General features: G+C 43.9%; 18 protein-coding genes. 16 read left to right on the plus strand and 2 right to left on the minus strand.

From position 1 onward, the window contains the following. Nucleotides 1–2: 2 nt before the first annotated feature. Nucleotides 3–281 (minus strand): hypothetical protein, encoded by a 279-nt coding sequence (locus MHZ92_RS01740; RefSeq protein WP_239429762.1) that lies wholly within the window; start codon nucleotides 279–281, stop codon nucleotides 3–5. Between the two features lie 376 nt (nucleotides 282–657). Further along, nucleotides 658–1,074, minus strand: coding sequence for an NAD(+)--rifampin ADP-ribosyltransferase (gene arr / locus MHZ92_RS01745; RefSeq protein WP_239429763.1), 417 nt, complete (start codon nucleotides 1,072–1,074; stop codon nucleotides 658–660). A gap of 456 nt (nucleotides 1,075–1,530) precedes the next feature. On the opposite strand from arr, the gene fapR reads away from it, so the two are divergent. The 16 genes from fapR (at nucleotide 1,531) to lepB (ending at nucleotide 16,106) form a co-directional block, all read left to right on the plus strand. Continuing rightward, nucleotides 1,531–2,112, plus strand: a complete 582-nt coding sequence (fapR, locus tag MHZ92_RS01750; RefSeq protein WP_239429764.1) for a transcription factor FapR — start codon at nucleotides 1,531–1,533, stop codon at nucleotides 2,110–2,112. Next, nucleotides 2,112–3,104: a phosphate acyltransferase PlsX gene (gene plsX, locus MHZ92_RS01755; RefSeq protein WP_239429765.1), complete on the plus strand. Its 993-nt coding sequence runs from the start codon at nucleotides 2,112–2,114 to the stop codon at nucleotides 3,102–3,104. The genes fapR and plsX overlap by 1 nt, the downstream gene beginning before the upstream one ends. Next, entirely contained in the window at nucleotides 3,101–4,036 is a 936-nt protein-coding gene (gene fabD / locus MHZ92_RS01760) for an ACP S-malonyltransferase (RefSeq protein ID WP_239429766.1), read from the plus strand. Before plsX ends, fabD begins: the two co-directional genes overlap by 4 nt. After that, nucleotides 4,036–4,782 (plus strand): 3-oxoacyl-[acyl-carrier-protein] reductase, encoded by a 747-nt coding sequence (gene fabG / locus MHZ92_RS01765; protein WP_239429767.1) that lies wholly within the window; start codon nucleotides 4,036–4,038, stop codon nucleotides 4,780–4,782. The genes fabD and fabG overlap by 1 nt, the downstream gene beginning before the upstream one ends. Nucleotides 4,783–4,977: 195 nt before the next feature. Next, nucleotides 4,978–5,214 (plus strand): acyl carrier protein, encoded by a 237-nt coding sequence (locus MHZ92_RS01770; RefSeq protein ID WP_239429768.1) that lies wholly within the window; start codon nucleotides 4,978–4,980, stop codon nucleotides 5,212–5,214. A 170-nt stretch (nucleotides 5,215–5,384) separates the two neighbouring features. Further along, nucleotides 5,385–6,152 (plus strand): ribonuclease III, encoded by a 768-nt coding sequence (rnc, locus tag MHZ92_RS01775; protein ID WP_239430069.1) that lies wholly within the window; start codon nucleotides 5,385–5,387, stop codon nucleotides 6,150–6,152. A gap of 2 nt (nucleotides 6,153–6,154) precedes the next feature. Then, complete coding sequence (smc, locus tag MHZ92_RS01780; protein WP_239429769.1) at nucleotides 6,155–9,712, plus strand: chromosome segregation protein SMC; 3,558 nt, start codon at nucleotides 6,155–6,157, stop codon at nucleotides 9,710–9,712. Nucleotides 9,713–9,746: 34 nt separating this feature from the next. Further along, nucleotides 9,747–10,736: a signal recognition particle-docking protein FtsY gene (ftsY, locus tag MHZ92_RS01785; RefSeq protein ID WP_239429770.1), complete on the plus strand. Its 990-nt coding sequence runs from the start codon at nucleotides 9,747–9,749 to the stop codon at nucleotides 10,734–10,736. 91 nt (nucleotides 10,737–10,827) lie between these two features. Continuing rightward, a complete protein-coding gene (locus tag MHZ92_RS01790; protein WP_239429771.1) occupies nucleotides 10,828–11,160 on the plus strand; it encodes a putative DNA-binding protein in 333 nt (110 codons plus the stop codon). A 12-nt stretch (nucleotides 11,161–11,172) separates the two neighbouring features. Then, a complete protein-coding gene (ffh, locus tag MHZ92_RS01795) occupies nucleotides 11,173–12,528 on the plus strand; it encodes a signal recognition particle protein (protein WP_239429772.1) in 1,356 nt (451 codons plus the stop codon). A gap of 292 nt (nucleotides 12,529–12,820) precedes the next feature. Continuing rightward, nucleotides 12,821–13,093 (plus strand): 30S ribosomal protein S16, encoded by a 273-nt coding sequence (gene rpsP / locus MHZ92_RS01800; protein ID WP_239429773.1) that lies wholly within the window; start codon nucleotides 12,821–12,823, stop codon nucleotides 13,091–13,093. Nucleotides 13,094–13,108: 15 nt separating this feature from the next. Continuing rightward, nucleotides 13,109–13,342 carry a KH domain-containing protein gene (locus MHZ92_RS01805; protein ID WP_239429774.1) on the plus strand — a complete coding sequence of 78 codons (234 nt, stop codon included), beginning with the start codon at nucleotides 13,109–13,111 and terminating at the stop codon, nucleotides 13,340–13,342. A gap of 154 nt (nucleotides 13,343–13,496) precedes the next feature. Beyond that, nucleotides 13,497–14,012: a ribosome maturation factor RimM gene (gene rimM / locus MHZ92_RS01810; RefSeq protein ID WP_239430070.1), complete on the plus strand. Its 516-nt coding sequence runs from the start codon at nucleotides 13,497–13,499 to the stop codon at nucleotides 14,010–14,012. Continuing rightward, entirely contained in the window at nucleotides 14,012–14,752 is a 741-nt protein-coding gene (trmD, locus tag MHZ92_RS01815; protein ID WP_239430071.1) for a tRNA (guanosine(37)-N1)-methyltransferase TrmD, read from the plus strand. Before rimM ends, trmD begins: the two co-directional genes overlap by 1 nt. Before the next feature lie 309 nt (nucleotides 14,753–15,061). Continuing rightward, nucleotides 15,062–15,406, plus strand: coding sequence for a 50S ribosomal protein L19 (gene rplS / locus MHZ92_RS01820; RefSeq protein WP_239429775.1), 345 nt, complete (start codon nucleotides 15,062–15,064; stop codon nucleotides 15,404–15,406). A gap of 142 nt (nucleotides 15,407–15,548) precedes the next feature. Next, nucleotides 15,549–16,106, plus strand: coding sequence for a signal peptidase I (lepB, locus tag MHZ92_RS01825; RefSeq protein WP_239429776.1), 558 nt, complete (start codon nucleotides 15,549–15,551; stop codon nucleotides 16,104–16,106). The last annotated feature ends 13 nt before the right edge of the window (nucleotides 16,107–16,119 follow it).

Below are 16,119 nucleotides of genomic sequence, written 5' to 3' on the forward strand. Positions count from 1 at the left end.
ATTTAACCTTTATAATAGGCAGTTGCTTTCCGCTTCAGGCGGACGCTTTCCGCGGGCACCTTATGCTCGTAACGCTGCGCTTTTACTCGCAAAAGCCGTTCTTCGTTACGGTAGGGCCAAGATGTGCTCGCAACGCTTCGCTTTTGCTCGCAAAAGCCGTTCTTCGTGACGGCTTTCGCAGGAGTTGCCGCCTTCCACTCCAAGCAACTGTAACGACATAACGAGTAATTATTTGACCATTCATTCAACTGACAGCCAGATTGGTATATACCATCTTTCAAAATGATTAAGTCGGAATGATAGCAACAAAGCATAGGAGTACTTGAATGGATAATATGAATTTAATGGCAACGGGAAGTTGGATCGGGCTATTTTCTACTGCTTTACTCATAATCTGTTTTTATTTTACCTTAACTTTTTTCCAACACTTAAAATCAGACGACGAACGTCTTATTAAACAGTCAAAAATAGCAGCGGTCTTTTGTCTTGCTCTCGGCTTGTCGATACCCGCGTTATACAGTTTTTATATTTATCATCAGATGATGAAGTGAAAATGCTGTATAAATTATTAAGCAAAACGGGCGCAATTGCTAAGTAAGCAGTTGCGCCCGGTTCTTTACTTTAAAACTCATGTCATTGTAATGGTTCATTTACGGATTAATCGTAAATTATAGCTTTTCCTTGTTCACGTAACTTATTTAAAGATGTACGCATATGATTGATTTCATCCTCGGAATGTCTTTCCCATGAACCTAATTCAGCTATTATTTTCAAAGGTGATTTAGATCTATAAGACCGTGTTGGATTTCCTGGAAATCTTTTGTCGGTCAAGTTCGGGTCGTTTTCAAAATCACCTAATGGCTCTACAATATAAATTCTTTCCTTTGAATCGGTTGTTGCTAATTCAGCGCCCCATTTAGCGGCATCTAATGTTGCGGTAAAATAGATGTAGTTGGATTTTTTGTCTTGGTAATTTGATAAATGTTGAGGTTCTAATAAGTCCCCAATTTTTAGTTCTGCTTTTGTACCGTGAAAAAAGGGACCTTGATCTAAGACATCTTTTTTGTTGTTCATATTGAAACACCCCTATATTATTTTTGTGTATTACATTATAGTATGAGATATAAAAAAGAGTAGCCTATAAAAAAATAATAAATACTAGTATAATTAGGTAGAGAGCGTAATATTTTTTCCTTTTTGAATGTCAGGTCCATAATGTGGATTTTTAATCCTCTTTATTCTGCTGCTTCAGATAATAAAATTCAAATTCAGTCTATTGGCATCTTTTTGCTGATAGGCATTTTAATTATTATGGATTTATTGAACTTATTACTCAACTGAACAAGCATTTCGGAACATAATTAGAAGCTGATATGGTAAAAAGGAAAACTCACTTTATTCTATATACTTCTAAACATGCTTCAACATGGTCAGCTTTTCTAGACGTGCCCATTTTTTGTAGAAATCAATCATGAACTATGATAATATACTGGTATTAGTACCAAGTGCTAATCCGGAAGGGTGAAATGATTGAGAGTGCCTAAAAGGGAGAGGCAGCGCCAGCTTGAAATTAGCCTCCAACAAAATCCTTTTCTTACAGACGAAGAATTATCCAAGCAATTTAACGTTAGCGTCCAGACAATACGGTTAGATCGGTTGGAATGTGGAATTCCGGAATTGCGAGAACGTTTAAAAACAGTCGCTGAACGAACATTGGATGCAGAGGTGAAATCTCTTCAGTCGGATGAAGTAATCGGTGAAATCGTTGACATCGAACTGGACAAGAGGGCAATCTCCATATTCGATGTAACGGACGATCATGTTTTCCGAAGGAGCGGAATCGCTCGTGGCCATCATTTATTTGCACAAGCGAACTCTTTAGCTGTTGCTGTTCTCGATGATGACCTCGCTTTGACGGTCACATCGTCACTCCATTTCTTGAAGCCTGTCAAATCGGGTGATCGGGTCATTGCTCGTGCTATTGTAGATAAAGGGCGTTCAACAGACAAACGGACATTTGTCGATGTCACTTCTACAGTCGAAAATGAAACGGTTTTCACTGGTGAATTCCAAATGTATCACACTACGGACGATAGTAGGAGGAAATTATGATGATCATTGCATTGGATGGAATGGGCGGGGATCATGCACCGGGTGAAATTATTGAAGGTGCACTATTGAGTCTATCCGAATTTGAAGATATACATATACATATTTATGGAAATGAAGAAGTGATGGCGCCTTATTTAAAAGGGCATGCCAGGTTAAAAGTTGTTCATTGCACAGAAAAGATTGAGCCGGACGACGAGCCGGTCCGTGCAATCAGAAGGAAGAAAGATGCCTCTATGGTAAGGATGGCACAAGCTGTGAAAGACGGCAAAGCTGATGCCTGTGTGTCCGCGGGAAATACAGGTGCATTGATGGCGGCAGGACTTTTCATCGTTGGCCGGATTGAGGGCATTGATCGACCAGCCTTATCACCTACCTTGCCGACAATCGACGGACAAGGTTTCGTATTTTTAGATGTCGGTGCAAACTCAGATGCCAAGCCAATCCATTTGCAACAATATGCAATCATGGGAAGCATCTATGCTGAAAAAGTACGTGGCATTCAAAAACCCCGAATCGGTTTATTGAATATCGGAACCGAGGAAGGCAAAGGGAATGAACTGACAAAGGCGGCATATGATCTCCTTTCAGAAGCACCCGTTCATTTTGTCGGTAATGTCGAATCGAGAGAACTTTTAAACGGAGCGGCAGATGTTATTGTAACGGACGGCTTTACTGGAAATATGGTTTTGAAAACAATTGAAGGGACGGCCCTCGGGTTTTTCTCAATGTTGAAAGACGTGTATGGAGCCTCTTTGAAATCCAAACTTTCCGCAGCAATGGTAAAAGACGACCTCCGGGGATTGAAAAAGAAAATGGATTACACAGAATACGGGGGGGCGGGATTATTCGGTTTAAACTCTCCCGTAATTAAAGCTCACGGCTCTTCGAATGCCAATGCAATTTTAAATGCAATTAGACAAGCAAGGACGATGGTTGAATTCGATGTGTGCGGAACGATTAGAACGACAGTTGGAAAGGTGGAGGCGGAATGACGAAAATTGCGTTTATTTTTCCGGGGCAAGGCTCACAATCCGTAGGAATGGGAGAAGAGCTTTTTAACAAAGGCGGAAATTTCCTCGAGCGGGCTGATGAAGTTTTACAATTCGGTTTAAGCCAATTAATTACGGAGGGACCTCAAGAGGAGCTGACATTGACATACAATGCGCAGCCGGCTTTATTGACTGTCGGCGCGATGATCGCATCAAAACTTGTGGAAGAAGGGGTCACACCTGACTATACAGCTGGTCATAGCCTTGGTGAATATACTGCACTCGTTGCTTCAGGAGTACTTTCATTCGAAGATGGCGTATCAGTTGTCCATAAGCGAGGCCTTTTTATGAATGATGCGGTTCCTGCAGGTGAAGGCGCGATGGCGGCTATCCTTGGATTAGACGGTGAAAAACTGCAAGAAGTGACAGATGCCATAACGGCAAACGGGGATTCGGTCCAACCGGCAAACTTGAATTGCCCTGGCCAAATTGTCATCTCGGGTACGAAAGCAGGCGTTGAAAAAGCTTGTGTAGAGCTTAAAGAAGCTGGAGCGAAAAGAGCAATTCCTCTGGATGTGAGTGGACCGTTCCATTCATCTCTTATGAAACCAGCTGCGGAACGTTTGAAAAATGCATTGGACGAAGTGGAAATGAAAGACGCAACAATCCCAGTCATCGCAAATGTCAATGCAAAGTCAGTTACCGATCGGGAGGAAATCAAGACGCTGCTAGTGGAACAATTGTATTCTCCAGTGCGTTGGGAAGACTCCGTTCGTGAATTGATTGGGCTTGGAGTTACGCATTTCATTGAATGCGGTCCTGGAAAAGTCCTCAGTGGCCTCGTCAAAAAAATCGATAGATCTGTCACAGTGCTTCCTGTTTATGACGAGGAGACATTACAAGCAGTTATCGATGCAGCGAAAGGGTGGGAATAATGGGTAGATTTGAAGGGAAAACGGCGATTGTTACAGGTGCCTCAAGAGGAATCGGGCGCGAGATTGCAATCTTGTTAGGCAAAGAAGGTGCCCGTGTAGCAGTCAATTACAGTGGCAGCAAGGAAAAAGCGGAAGAAGTCGTTGAATTGATTAAACAATCCGGCAGCGACGCTTTTGCCATTCAAGCAAATGTTTCAGATGCAGAACAAGTAAAAGAAATGGTCGATTCGACGTTGAAAACGTTCGGTTCAATTGATATGCTCGTAAATAATGCAGGAATTACGCGTGATAATTTATTGATGAGAATGAAGGAAGATGAATGGGATGATGTCATGAACATCAACCTGAAAGGTGTCTTCCTCTGCACGAAAGCTGTAACTCGTCAAATGATGAAACAGCGTGCCGGTAAAATCGTCAACCTTGCATCGATCGTAGGCGTCATAGGTAATCCTGGTCAAGCAAATTATGTCGCTGCAAAAGCTGGCGTCATTGGCTTGACAAAAACGACAGCAAGAGAGCTTGCTTCAAGGAATATTACCGTGAACGCGGTAGCCCCAGGGTTCATTACAACAGATATGACAGATGCGCTTCCTGAAGATGTCAAAGAGCAAATGTTGGGGTCTATCCCTTTGGGTAAGCTAGGCTCAGCAGAAGACGTAGCCGGCGCAGTGGCGTTCCTACTGTCTGACGATGCAAACTACATTACTGGCCAGACAATTCATGTCGATGGCGGAATGGTGATGTAAAAATTATTTACCTTAATATGTTGAAATGAAATCTTGCTATATTGGCAGGAGCGGAAGGCGGCGACTCCTGCGGGAAAAGCGTCAGCAGAAGACCCCGCAACGAAGCGAAGCGTAGTGAGGAGGCTGAGGCGACGCCCGCGGAAAGCGTCCGCCTGGAGCGTGCTCCCTATAAAGTATTATTGAAGGGAGGTGACTATGTTGTCAGTACTTGAACGTGTAACGAAAGTAGTTGTCGACCGTCTTGGTGTCGATGAAAGCGAAGTGAAACCTGAAGCTTCTTTCCGTGATGATCTTGGCGCAGACTCTTTGGATGTCGTTGAGCTAGTTATGGAACTAGAAGATGAATTCGATATGGAAATTTCCGATGACGATGCTGAAAAGATCGGAACTGTCGGTGATGCAGTGAAATATATCGAAGAAAAAGTAAAATAATTTTAGTAGTATTCCGAAAATCGGGCGCGTAATTATATACGTATTTCCCTTGAGATGCTTTCAACCTTTCTCGCAAAACGAAAGGCGTGAAAGTATCTCTTTTCGGTTTTGCATGTATCGCTATAACCATGTAAAATTAAATGGACTATGATGTGAAAGGCAGATTCTTGATGACAAATAAACGGAATGTAAAAAGTAAATACCCAACAGTCCCTCTTCCTAGTGAAGTTCGGAAAAAGTTCGAAGACCTCCAAAAACGTCTCGACATCCATTTTAACGATGTATCGCTTCTTTATAATGCATTCACTCATTCGTCCTATGTCAATGAACACCGCCGTAAGAATTTTACGGATAACGAACGACTCGAATTCCTTGGAGATGCCGTTTTGGAGCTTGGTGTATCACGCTACCTTTATGCGACTGAACCCAATATGAGTGAAGGAGAGTTGACGAAATTACGGGCTGCTATCGTTTGTGAGCCGTCACTCGTTAAATTTTCGAACGAACTTCAATTCGGTGAATTCATTTTGCTTGGTAAAGGTGAAGAACAGACTGGCGGCAGATTGCGCCCGGCATTGCTTGCGGACGTTTTTGAGGCGTATATTGGAGCTCTATTTTTGGATCAAGGTATGGAACCGGTTACCCGATTCCTTGAAAAAATTGTATTCCCTAAAATTGGGGACGGTGCTTTTTCGCATGTGATGGATTATAAGAGCCGCTTACAGGAAATTGTGCAGCAATCGAACAGCGGCAACCTGAATTATGAAATCGTCGAAGAAAAAGGTCCTGCGCATGCGAAAAAGTTTGTCACCGTCGTTAGGTTGGAAAATCGTGAATTAGGGACCGGAATCGGTAGGTCGAAAAAAGAAGCCGAGCAGGAAGCGGCCCGTCAAGCCATCCAAGTATTAAAAGGTAATGAGGCCGAAGGGGAGAACTGATTGTGTTTCTGAAAAGAGTAGAAATTATCGGGTTCAAATCATTTGCCGAACGGATCGGCATAGATTTCGTCCCCGGCGTGACAGCCATCGTAGGACCGAATGGCAGTGGAAAAAGTAATATTACCGATGCGATCCGTTGGGTGCTCGGTGAACAATCGGCTAAATCTCTTCGTGGTGCAAAGATGGAAGATGTCATTTTTGCAGGAAGTGATTCCCGCAAGCCGCTCAATTATGCGGAAGTGACATTGATTCTCGATAATACGAATGGGCTTTTTCCGTTAGATTACACAGAAATCAGCGTAAGCCGCCGTGTCTTCCGCTCTGGTGAAAGTAATTACTTATTGAACGGGCAACAATGCCGATTGAAGGATATCAATGATGTCTTCATGGATTCAGGATTAGGGAAGGAAGCCTTTTCAATCATTTCTCAAGGTCGTGTAGACGAAATCTTGAATAGCAGACCAGAGGATCGTAGAAGTATCTTTGATGAAGCCGCAGGAGTATTGAAATATAAAACGCGTAAGAGGAAAGCGGAGCATAAGCTTTTTGAAACCGAGGACAATTTAGATCGCGTCCTTGATATTTTGAAAGAACTGGACACGAGGATTGGACCACTCGAAAAAAACGCAGAAGCTGCGGAAAGACATCAGTTGTTATCGACAGAAATTCGTGAAGCAGATGTCCGACTCTTGAATTATGACGGTGCAAAGTTACGTGAAGAAATTATTGCGAAAACTAGACTGCTTGAGGAAAAACGGTTGAAACGAGAGCAGTTGGTCGCAGACATTACGAAAGCCGAACAACAATCGAACATGTATAAAACGCAATTGGCGGAAATCGACCGAAAGATTGAGATGCTTCAAAAGCAATTGGTGGAAATTAGTGCGGAAGCTGAAAAGTGGGAAGGTCGCCGCCTATTATCATTAGAGAAACAAAAGAATTCAGAGCAACAAATCAATCGCATCGAGCAAGAATTGGCTTTGTCTCATAAGGATAAAGAAGGTCTTACCGTCAAATTGGCTGCTGCAAAAGAGAAATTGGCCATAACAGAATCCTCCTTGGAAAAAATCACTTCAGAAATGAATGAAATTGCCCATATATTGAAGAGGTCGGCGAAAGAGACCGAAGCGGAGATTGATGAACTGAAGTCATCCTATATCGAAATGTTGAACGAAGAAGCGACTATTCGCAATGACTTAAAGCATATCGATGAGCGGATGCAAGGAGAAAAGACATCCACTGTCCGCATTTCAGAGCGAACTTCCTTCTTGAAAAACAAGCTTCAAGAGTTGAAAGGAACTAGGTCTGTCCATTCGACTGAACTCTCATCTATGCGAGAGAAAAAAGAAAAAGCAGAAGTGGCTTTCAAGCAGTCAGAAAAACTTTTTCGTGAAGCGGAAGAAGAACTGAGAATCCAGCAGCAATTCATGCAAAACGCAATGAACAAACAGTCAGAAATGCAAGGAAGACTGAGAGTGCTTCAAAGTTTGGAGGAGGACTTCTCTGGATTCTACTCAGGTGTCAGAGCCGTACTTATTGCAGCGAAAGAAGGAAGAGTACGTGGTGTCGATGGCGCAGTAGCAGAACTCATCACAGTTGAGGATCCTTATATAAAGGCAATTGAAACCGCTCTAGGTGGGGCGATGCAACATATCGTTACATCGACAGAAATGGAAGCGCGAAATGCAATCGGTTATTTAAAACAGAAAAATGCCGGTCGAGCGACGTTTTTACCTCGTGACGTCATAAAATCTAGGAAACTTCCAGTGGCGTCACTCCGCATCGTGGAACAACATCCGGAATTCATCGGAACCGCGGATCTACTTGTGAAGACAGATTCCGCCTTTTCGCACATTACGGAAAATCTACTTGGAATGACGGTCGTTGCTAAAACGTTAGCCGGAGCATCTACCATTGCCAAAATGTTAGGATATAAATTCCGAATCGTAACGCTCGATGGAGATGTCGTCAATGCTGGCGGTTCTCTTACTGGTGGAGGTGCGAAAGGCCAATCAACAGTATTTTCAAGAAAAGCAGAATTGGAGACGCTTAGCGCACAACTTTCCAAAATGTCAAACTCTATGGAAAAAGCATCCGGTAAAATTAGTGAATCAAAAATGTCAGTCGCTCAGCATATGCATGACACAGAAAAATATCGGCAGCTACGAGATAGCATTCAAGAGGAATTGATTAATGTCGACTCGGTCGTACGGGAACTGGACATTGAAATCAGAACGGTCGAATCGGAGATTTCTTTAGCCGAAAAAGGGATTGCCGGTTCTGAAAGTGTCGGTGCTGAACTGCAAAACAAGAAAGAGACATTGCTAAGTCGACATGAATCAATAAAATCTTCGTTGGAATCAACCCAAAAAGAAATTGAAACACTCGAACGGTTGGCTGCAGATCGGCGGAACGAAGAAGCAGCGTTAATGTCGAAAAATAGCGCGCTCAGAGAGCAGGCTGCGATACTTCGTGAACAAAAAGGACATCAACAGTCAACGATTGCGGAAATGGAGCTATCACTACGTCAACTCGAGGAGAAAATGGCTGCCTTACAATCTGATCGGGAATTATACGTCGAGCGTGAAATGGGCATCGAACTAACTCCGGAAGAAATTGCGGCCCAAATCGAACGCTCGGTGGCGGAAAAGTCGAAGATTGAACAATCATTATCTGAGGAACGAGGCAGTCGTATTCAAATTGCGGACGCGCTAGAGAAGCAGGAAGAGATCTTAAAATCTCTTCGCCTCGAAGAAGGGAAGGCCGTCTCTTCTTTAAATGAAATAAATGTAGCGGTTTCACGTCTTGAAGTGAAATACGAGTCCATTACAAATCGATTATTGGATGAATATGGCCTCTACCCTGATTTTGATTCGAACTATGATTTTGATGTAGATGCTACTAGAAATCGGGTCGAGCAATTGAAAAGCGATATCGAATCACTCGGTTCAGTCAATCCGAGCGCTATCGAGGAGTTCAAGGAAGTCGCAGAGCGCCATGCGTTTTTAACGGAACAGCGGAACGATTTACTCGAAGCGAAAAACACGCTGAACGAAGCGATGTCCGAAATGGATCGTGAAATGGAAATGCGTTTCGGAACTACATTCAATGCGGTTCGGAATCGGTTCCATTCCGTTTTCAAAGAAATGTTTGGTGGCGGGGATGCGGATCTGATCTTAACCGACCCTGACAACTTACTGGAAACAGGAGTTGAAATCGTTGCAAGGCCTCCTGGGAAAAAGCTGCAAAACTTGAGTCTACTCTCAGGTGGTGAAAGGGCACTGACAGCTATTACTTTGTTGTTTGCAATCATCGAAGTGCGTCCTGTCCCGTTTTGCATTTTGGACGAAGTCGAGGCGGCGCTCGACGAAGCGAACGTCATCCGGTACAGTAAGTACTTGAAGAAGTTCTCGGACAATACCCAATTTATCGTCATCACCCACCGAAAAGGGACGATGGAAGGGGCAGATGTCCTTTATGGAATTACAATGCAGGAATCTGGAGTGTCGAAGCTGATTTCGGTAAAGCTTTCTGAAGTTCCTGCTGAAGTGCTGAGCTAAGATAGACAGTAATAGAAAAAAGGAGAGAGTCGGATTGTCTTTTTTTAAGAAGCTGAAAGAGAAGATCACGGGAACAAATGAAGCGGTAACTGAGAAATTCAAGGATGGTCTTTCGAAGACCCGGAATTCATTCACGTCAAAAGTGAATGATCTAGTTGCTCGTTTCCGTGAAGTCGACGAGGAATTTTTTGAAGAACTTGAAGAATTGTTGTTGCAGGCAGACGTCGGCGTCGAAACGGTTATGGAACTTGTCGATCAATTGAAATGGGAAGTTCAAAGGAAAAACATTAAAAATACTGAAGGCATCCAATCGCTTATTTCAGAAAAGCTTGTGGAAATATATAAGGATGGCGAAGAGCTCGATATCGATTTAAACATGCAAGATGACTTAACTGTCATTTTGATGGTAGGAGTAAACGGTGTAGGTAAAACGACTACGATCGGTAAGCTTGCAGCCCGCCTGAAAGCGGAAGGGAAAACAGTCATGCTTGCAGCGGGGGATACGTTCCGTGCAGGAGCAATCGACCAGCTTGTCGTTTGGGGCGAACGGGTAGGTGTCGAAGTAATTAAGCAATCGGAAGGATCTGATCCGGCCGCTGTGATGTATGATGCAGTTCGCGCAGCGAAAAACCGAAAAGTCGATGTATTGATCTGCGATACAGCCGGCAGATTGCAAAACAAAGTTAACTTGATGAATGAGCTTGAGAAAGTACACCGTGTAATCGGTAAGGAAATTGAAGGAGCTCCGCATGAAGTATTACTTGCGCTCGATGCGACGACTGGTCAAAATGCATTAGTTCAGGCGCATACGTTCAAAGAGGCGACAAATGTGACTGGAATCGTTCTTACGAAGCTTGACGGAACGGCCAAAGGAGGCATTGTTTTAGCGATCCGCAACAAACTCAAAATCCCTGTGAAATTCGTCGGTCTCGGCGAGGGCATGGACGATCTTCAACCTTTTGATCCTGAGAAATATGTATACGGACTTTTTGCAGAAGGATTGGAGAAGGAAGCCGGGGAGTAAAAAAAATCAGCTCTATCCTTTTGAGCATTCAAGTATTTTTACTTGACAGATAGATCCGGGCGTACTAAACTGGCAGTGGGAGGCGGAGTGGATGCTTGAAAAAACGACACGCGTCAACTTCCTCTATGATTTCTATCAGACATTGTTGACCGACAAACAGCGGGTTTATATGCAGCTTTATTACCTTGACGACCTATCCCTTGGCGAAATTGCTGAAGAGTATGGAGTGTCTAGGCAAGCTGTCTATGACAATGTCCGAAGAACGGAAGCTATGCTGGAAGACTATGAAAACAAACTGAAGCTTTTCTCCAAATTCCGTAAACGGATGGAGATTATCGATCAGCTTGAACGTCTTGTGCTCGACAATGATGAAGCATCCGAAGAAGTACGGATGCTGTTGAACGCATTGAAAGATCATGAATAGGGGGTTCTATGCATGGCATTTGAAGGTTTGGCCCAGCGCCTGCAAGGGACGCTTCAGAAAATAAAGGGCAAAGGTAAAATTAGTGAGGCTGACGTCAAGGAGATGATGCGTGAAGTTCGATTTGCGCTTATCGAAGCCGACGTCAATTTGAAAGTCGTAAAAGAATTTGTCAAAACGGTCAGCGAGCGGGCTGTCGGCCAGGACGTCATGAAAAGCTTGACACCTGGGCAACAAGTCGTAAAAATCGTCAAGGACGAACTGACGAATTTGATGGGCGGAGAACAGAACCCAATTCAATTTGCAAGGAAATCACCAACTGTCATTATGATGGTCGGTTTGCAAGGGGCCGGGAAAACAACGACAACTGGAAAGCTCGCGACAGTTCTCAGAAAACGGCATAATAAAAAGCCACTGCTTGTGGCGGCGGATGTTTACCGTCCAGCAGCGATCCAACAATTAGAAACTCTCGGAAAACAATTGACGATGCCAGTCTTCTCAATGGGCACAGATGTCTCTCCGGTTGAAATTGCGCGACAAGCGCTAGCGGAAGCTGAGAAAGAACATCATGATGTCGTAATCATCGACACGGCGGGCCGTTTACATGTCGATGAAAATCTCATGCAGGAATTAAAGGATATCCGAGCATTGAGCAAACCTGACGAAGTATTCCTTGTTGTCGATGCGATGACGGGACAGGATGCCGTCAATGTGGCAAAGTCATTTGACGAAGCGATCGGCATAACTGGAGTCGTCCTGACAAAACTTGACGGCGACACGCGTGGTGGTGCGGCATTATCAATCCGCTCCGTTACACAGAAGCCGATTAAATTTGTCGGTATGGGAGAGAAGATGGATGCCTTGGAACCATTCCATCCTGAGCGGATGGCCTCCCGGATTTTAGGGATGGGCGACGTCATGTCGTTGATCGAAAAAGCTCAGGAAAGCGTCGACGAAGAGAAGGCGAAGGAGCTTGAACAGAAGTTCCGTACTCAAACATTCACCCTCGATGACTTTTTGGATCAGCTTCAGCAAGTGAAAAAGATGGGGCCGCTTGATGAAATATTGAAGATGATGCCGGGCTTCAATAAAATCAAAGGACTTGAAAATGCCCAAGTCGATGAAAGTCAGATGGGGCGCGTCGAAGCGGTCATTAAATCTATGACCACTGCGGAGCGTACTACGCCTGAGATCATTAATGCTAGCAGGCGTAAGCGGATTGCAAAAGGATCAGGAACCTCGATCCAGGAAGTGAACCGCCTCTTGAAACAATTCGAAGAGATGAAGAAAATGGTCAAGCAAATGACCAATATGCAACAAAAGGGCAAAAAGAAAATGAAAATGCCAGGTTTTGACTCTTTATTTAGGTAAGAGAATTCTGTTTTGTATCGATATTGATTTCTGGAAGCTACTTTGATTGTAGCGAAAGGCGGCGACTCCTGCGGGAAAAGCGTGTCCAGGTGAGACCCCGCAGACGCTTGCGTCGAGGAGGCTCACGGACCGCCCGCGGAAAGCGTCCGCCTGGAGCGAAAATCAATAATTCTAAAGCAAAAAAGTAAAAATCCCTTATAATTTTAAGGTGTTAAGAAAAAACACTTTACAAACATGAAAAACCTTGATAATATACTATCTTGTGTGAAACTATTCGGAGGTGCAAGAAAAAATGTCAGTAAAAATTCGTCTTAAACGTATGGGAGCAAAGAAAACTCCTTTCTATCGTATTGTAGTAGCAGATTCACGTTCACCACGTGATGGCCGTCAAATCGAAACAGTCGGTACGTACAACCCGCTTACAAAACCTGCGGAAGTAAAAATCGACGAAGAATTGGCTCTTAAATGGCTTCAAAACGGTGCGAAACCTTCTGATACAGTTCGTAACCTGTTCTCAGAACAAGGCATCATGGAGAAATTCCACAACGCTAAATTCGGTAAATAATCAGGAGGGGTGGACATGCAGCAGCTGATTGAAACGATTGTCAAACCTTTAGTCGATCATCCCGGAGATGTTCAGGTCGACAAAGATGAGCAACATCATCGAGTCACTTACAAACTTTCCGTTAATCCCGAAGATATGGGAAAAGTGATCGGAAAGCAAGGGCGTGTCGCAAAAGCGATACGAACTATTGTTTATTCAGCAGCAGGAAGTCGCCACGGTAAGAAAGTTTACCTAGATATCGTTGACTGATTAACATCAGTCATGGACTACAGGATTCTGGAGCAGGCGATGAGCTTGCCCGGAACAAAGTCAAAAAAGGAGGGAGCTCATGTTCCTTCCTTTTTTGTCTACTTATAGAAGTGCATCTATATCCATGTCCCTAATGAAAAGGAAGGTGTATTGTATGCAATGGTTCAACGTCGGAAAAATTGTCAACACACACGGAATACACGGTGAGGTGCGTGTTATCTCGCGTACCGATTTTCCGGATGAACGGTATGCTGTCGGCAGTGAACTTTCATTATTCATGCCGAATGAAAAAAAGCCGATCAAACTGATTGTCTCAAGTCATCGTCGCCACAAAAACTTCGACCTTCTTACGTTCGAAGGCCATATTAATATTAATGATGTGGAAAAATACAGGGATGGCATATTAAAAGTATCTGAAAAACAGCTTGGAGAATTGGATGAAGACGAATTCTACTACCATGAAATAATTGGTTGCACTGTCATTACAGATGGTGGCGAAGAAATCGGCGAAGTGACGGATATACTAGCGACAGGGGCCAATGATGTATGGACTGTGACCCCTAAAACGGGAAAACCTCATTATATCCCATATATCCACGATGTCGTCAAAGAAATCGATATTGACAAGAAACAAATTATTATCGAGCCGATGGAAGGGCTACTTTCATGATGAAGATAGATGTCCTCTCCCTGTTTCCCGAAATGTTTGAAGGTGTGCTGCACTCTTCCATCTTGAAAAAGGCACAAGAAAACGGCGCTGTTTCATTCAAAGTGACCGATTTTAGAGACTTCTCCGGCAACAAACATCATAAAGTGGACGACTATCCATACGGAGGGGGCGCAGGGATGGTGTTGAAGCCTGAACCGCTCTTTGCAGCAGTCGAATCGCTCGCCCTCGAGGAGTCGAAGAAGCCACGTGTCATCCTTATGTGCCCTCAAGGCGCAACATTCAATCAGCAAAAGGCCGAGGAACTTGCCAAAGAAGAACATCTTGTTTTCCTCTGCGGTCATTACGAAGGCTATGATGAACGAATCCGGGAGCATCTTGTAACGGATGAAATCTCACTCGGCGACTTCGTTTTGACAGGCGGAGAAATCGCGTCTATGGCGATCATCGATAGCGTCGTCAGGTTATTGCCGAATGTTTTAGGGAATACCGATTCTCCGGTCCATGACTCATACTCGACAGGTCTTCTCGAGCACCCTCAATATACAAGACCAGCGGATTTCAGGGGCATGAAAGTTCCCGATGTCCTGTTATCAGGAAACCATGCCGAAATCGAAAAATGGCGCCAAGAGCAATCACTAAAACGCACATTCAAGCGAAGAAGAGATCTATTGGACAACGCTCCATTAACCGACCATCAACGCAAAGTATTGAAACAGCTTATTGAAGAAGAGAATAAATAAATTGTGTTGATTGTTAAGTAATAATTGATTGTTAGGAAGTACTGTTGATTGAAGCGGAAGGCGGCGACTCCTGCGGGAAAGCGAGACAGCTGAGACCCTGCAGGAGTGAAGCGCAGCGTAACGACGAAGCGGCTCAGCGCTCGCCCGCGGAAAGCGTCCGCCTAAAGCGGAAATAAACTTTTCAGACTTGCACATGCCATGCATTTATGATACTATCTACTATGTGCTTCCATAGGAAGTGCATACTGACTGGTGTTCCGCTGCAAAGGCAAATAGTGCAAGAGCATCTGTGGATAAGGAGAGAAAAACATGCAAAACATTATTGCAGAAGTAACAAAAGACCAACTTCGTACAGATCATCCTGATTTCCGTCCTGGGGACACTGTCCGCTTGCACGTGAAAATCGTTGAGGGCACGCGTGAGCGTATCCAGTTGTTCGAAGGTGTTGTCATCAAGCGTCGTGGAGGCGGAATCAGTGAAACATTCACAGTCCGTAAAATCTCCAACGGTGTAGGTGTTGAACGTACATTCCCTGTACACACACCGAAAATCGCTAAACTTGAAGTTACTCGTCGCGGTAAAGTACGCCGTGCGAAATTGTACTACCTTCGCAGCCTGCGCGGAAAAGCTGCACGTATCAAAGAAATCCGATAAAATTCAAACAGTGGAGATTACCTTCTCCACTGTTTCCTATTCAAAAGAAAGGAGACCAGATAAGTTGGTCTCCTTTCTTTTTGCCTCGAAAATGAATAAACTGTACAATAAGGATAGTAGTGATTTGTCGGGAGGCTTTGTGATGACTGAAGAGAAGAAAAAAAATGAAACATGGGAATGGATCAAAGCGCTATTAATTGCGTTTGGATTGGCGGCCATAATCCGCATATTTTTATTCACGCCGATTGTCGTGGATGGTATCTCCATGATGCCTACCCTCGAACATGGTGACAAAATGATTGTCAATAAAATCGGCTACACAATTGGAAAGCCTGATCGATTCGACATCGTCGTCTTCCATGCACCTGAAAAGAAGGATTATATCAAAAGAGTCATCGGTCTTCCGGGCGATAAAGTGGAATACCGGGATGATATCTTATACATTAACGATCAACCATATGACGAACCATATCTTGATCAATATAAGGCCGAACTTACCGAAGGAACATTGACTGAGGATTTCACGCTTGAAGAGAAAATTCAGACGCAGACTGTCCCTGAGGGCCATGTCTTCGTTATGGGTGACAATCGTCGAAAAAGTAAAGATTCCAGACATATCGGAGCAGTGCCGATTGATGAAATCATAGGAAGTACAAAATTTGTTTTCTGGCCGATCAAAGATTTCGGTATGGTGGAATAAGGAAAGGGGATCA

The sequence above is a fragment of the Sporosarcina sp. ACRSL genome, from assembly GCF_022346605.1.
Taxonomy (GTDB): domain Bacteria; phylum Bacillota; class Bacilli; order Bacillales_A; family Planococcaceae; genus Sporosarcina.

Bases quoted from the DNA above. Each gene is read 5' to 3' on its own strand.
- plsX (WP_239429765.1), top strand. From the start codon at position 2,112: ATGATCATTGCATTGGATGGAATGGGCGGGGATCATGCACCGGGTGAA.
- MHZ92_RS01790 (WP_239429771.1), top strand. From the start codon at position 10,828: ATGCTTGAAAAAACGACACGCGTCAACTTCCTCTATGATTTCTATCAG.
- arr (WP_239429763.1), bottom strand. From the start codon at position 1,074: ATGAACAACAAAAAAGATGTCTTAGATCAAGGTCCCTTTTTTCACGGT.
- lepB (WP_239429776.1), top strand. From the start codon at position 15,549: ATGACTGAAGAGAAGAAAAAAAATGAAACATGGGAATGGATCAAAGCG.
- rnc (WP_239430069.1), top strand. From the start codon at position 5,385: ATGACAAATAAACGGAATGTAAAAAGTAAATACCCAACAGTCCCTCTT.
- fabD (WP_239429766.1), top strand. From the start codon at position 3,101: ATGACGAAAATTGCGTTTATTTTTCCGGGGCAAGGCTCACAATCCGTA.
- ffh (WP_239429772.1), top strand. From the start codon at position 11,173: ATGGCATTTGAAGGTTTGGCCCAGCGCCTGCAAGGGACGCTTCAGAAA.
- rpsP (WP_239429773.1), top strand. From the start codon at position 12,821: ATGTCAGTAAAAATTCGTCTTAAACGTATGGGAGCAAAGAAAACTCCT.
- rplS (WP_239429775.1), top strand. From the start codon at position 15,062: ATGCAAAACATTATTGCAGAAGTAACAAAAGACCAACTTCGTACAGAT.
- MHZ92_RS01770 (WP_239429768.1), top strand. From the start codon at position 4,978: ATGTTGTCAGTACTTGAACGTGTAACGAAAGTAGTTGTCGACCGTCTT.
- fabG (WP_239429767.1), top strand. From the start codon at position 4,036: ATGGGTAGATTTGAAGGGAAAACGGCGATTGTTACAGGTGCCTCAAGA.
- trmD (WP_239430071.1), top strand. From the start codon at position 14,012: ATGAAGATAGATGTCCTCTCCCTGTTTCCCGAAATGTTTGAAGGTGTG.
- rimM (WP_239430070.1), top strand. From the start codon at position 13,497: ATGCAATGGTTCAACGTCGGAAAAATTGTCAACACACACGGAATACAC.
- MHZ92_RS01805 (WP_239429774.1), top strand. From the start codon at position 13,109: ATGCAGCAGCTGATTGAAACGATTGTCAAACCTTTAGTCGATCATCCC.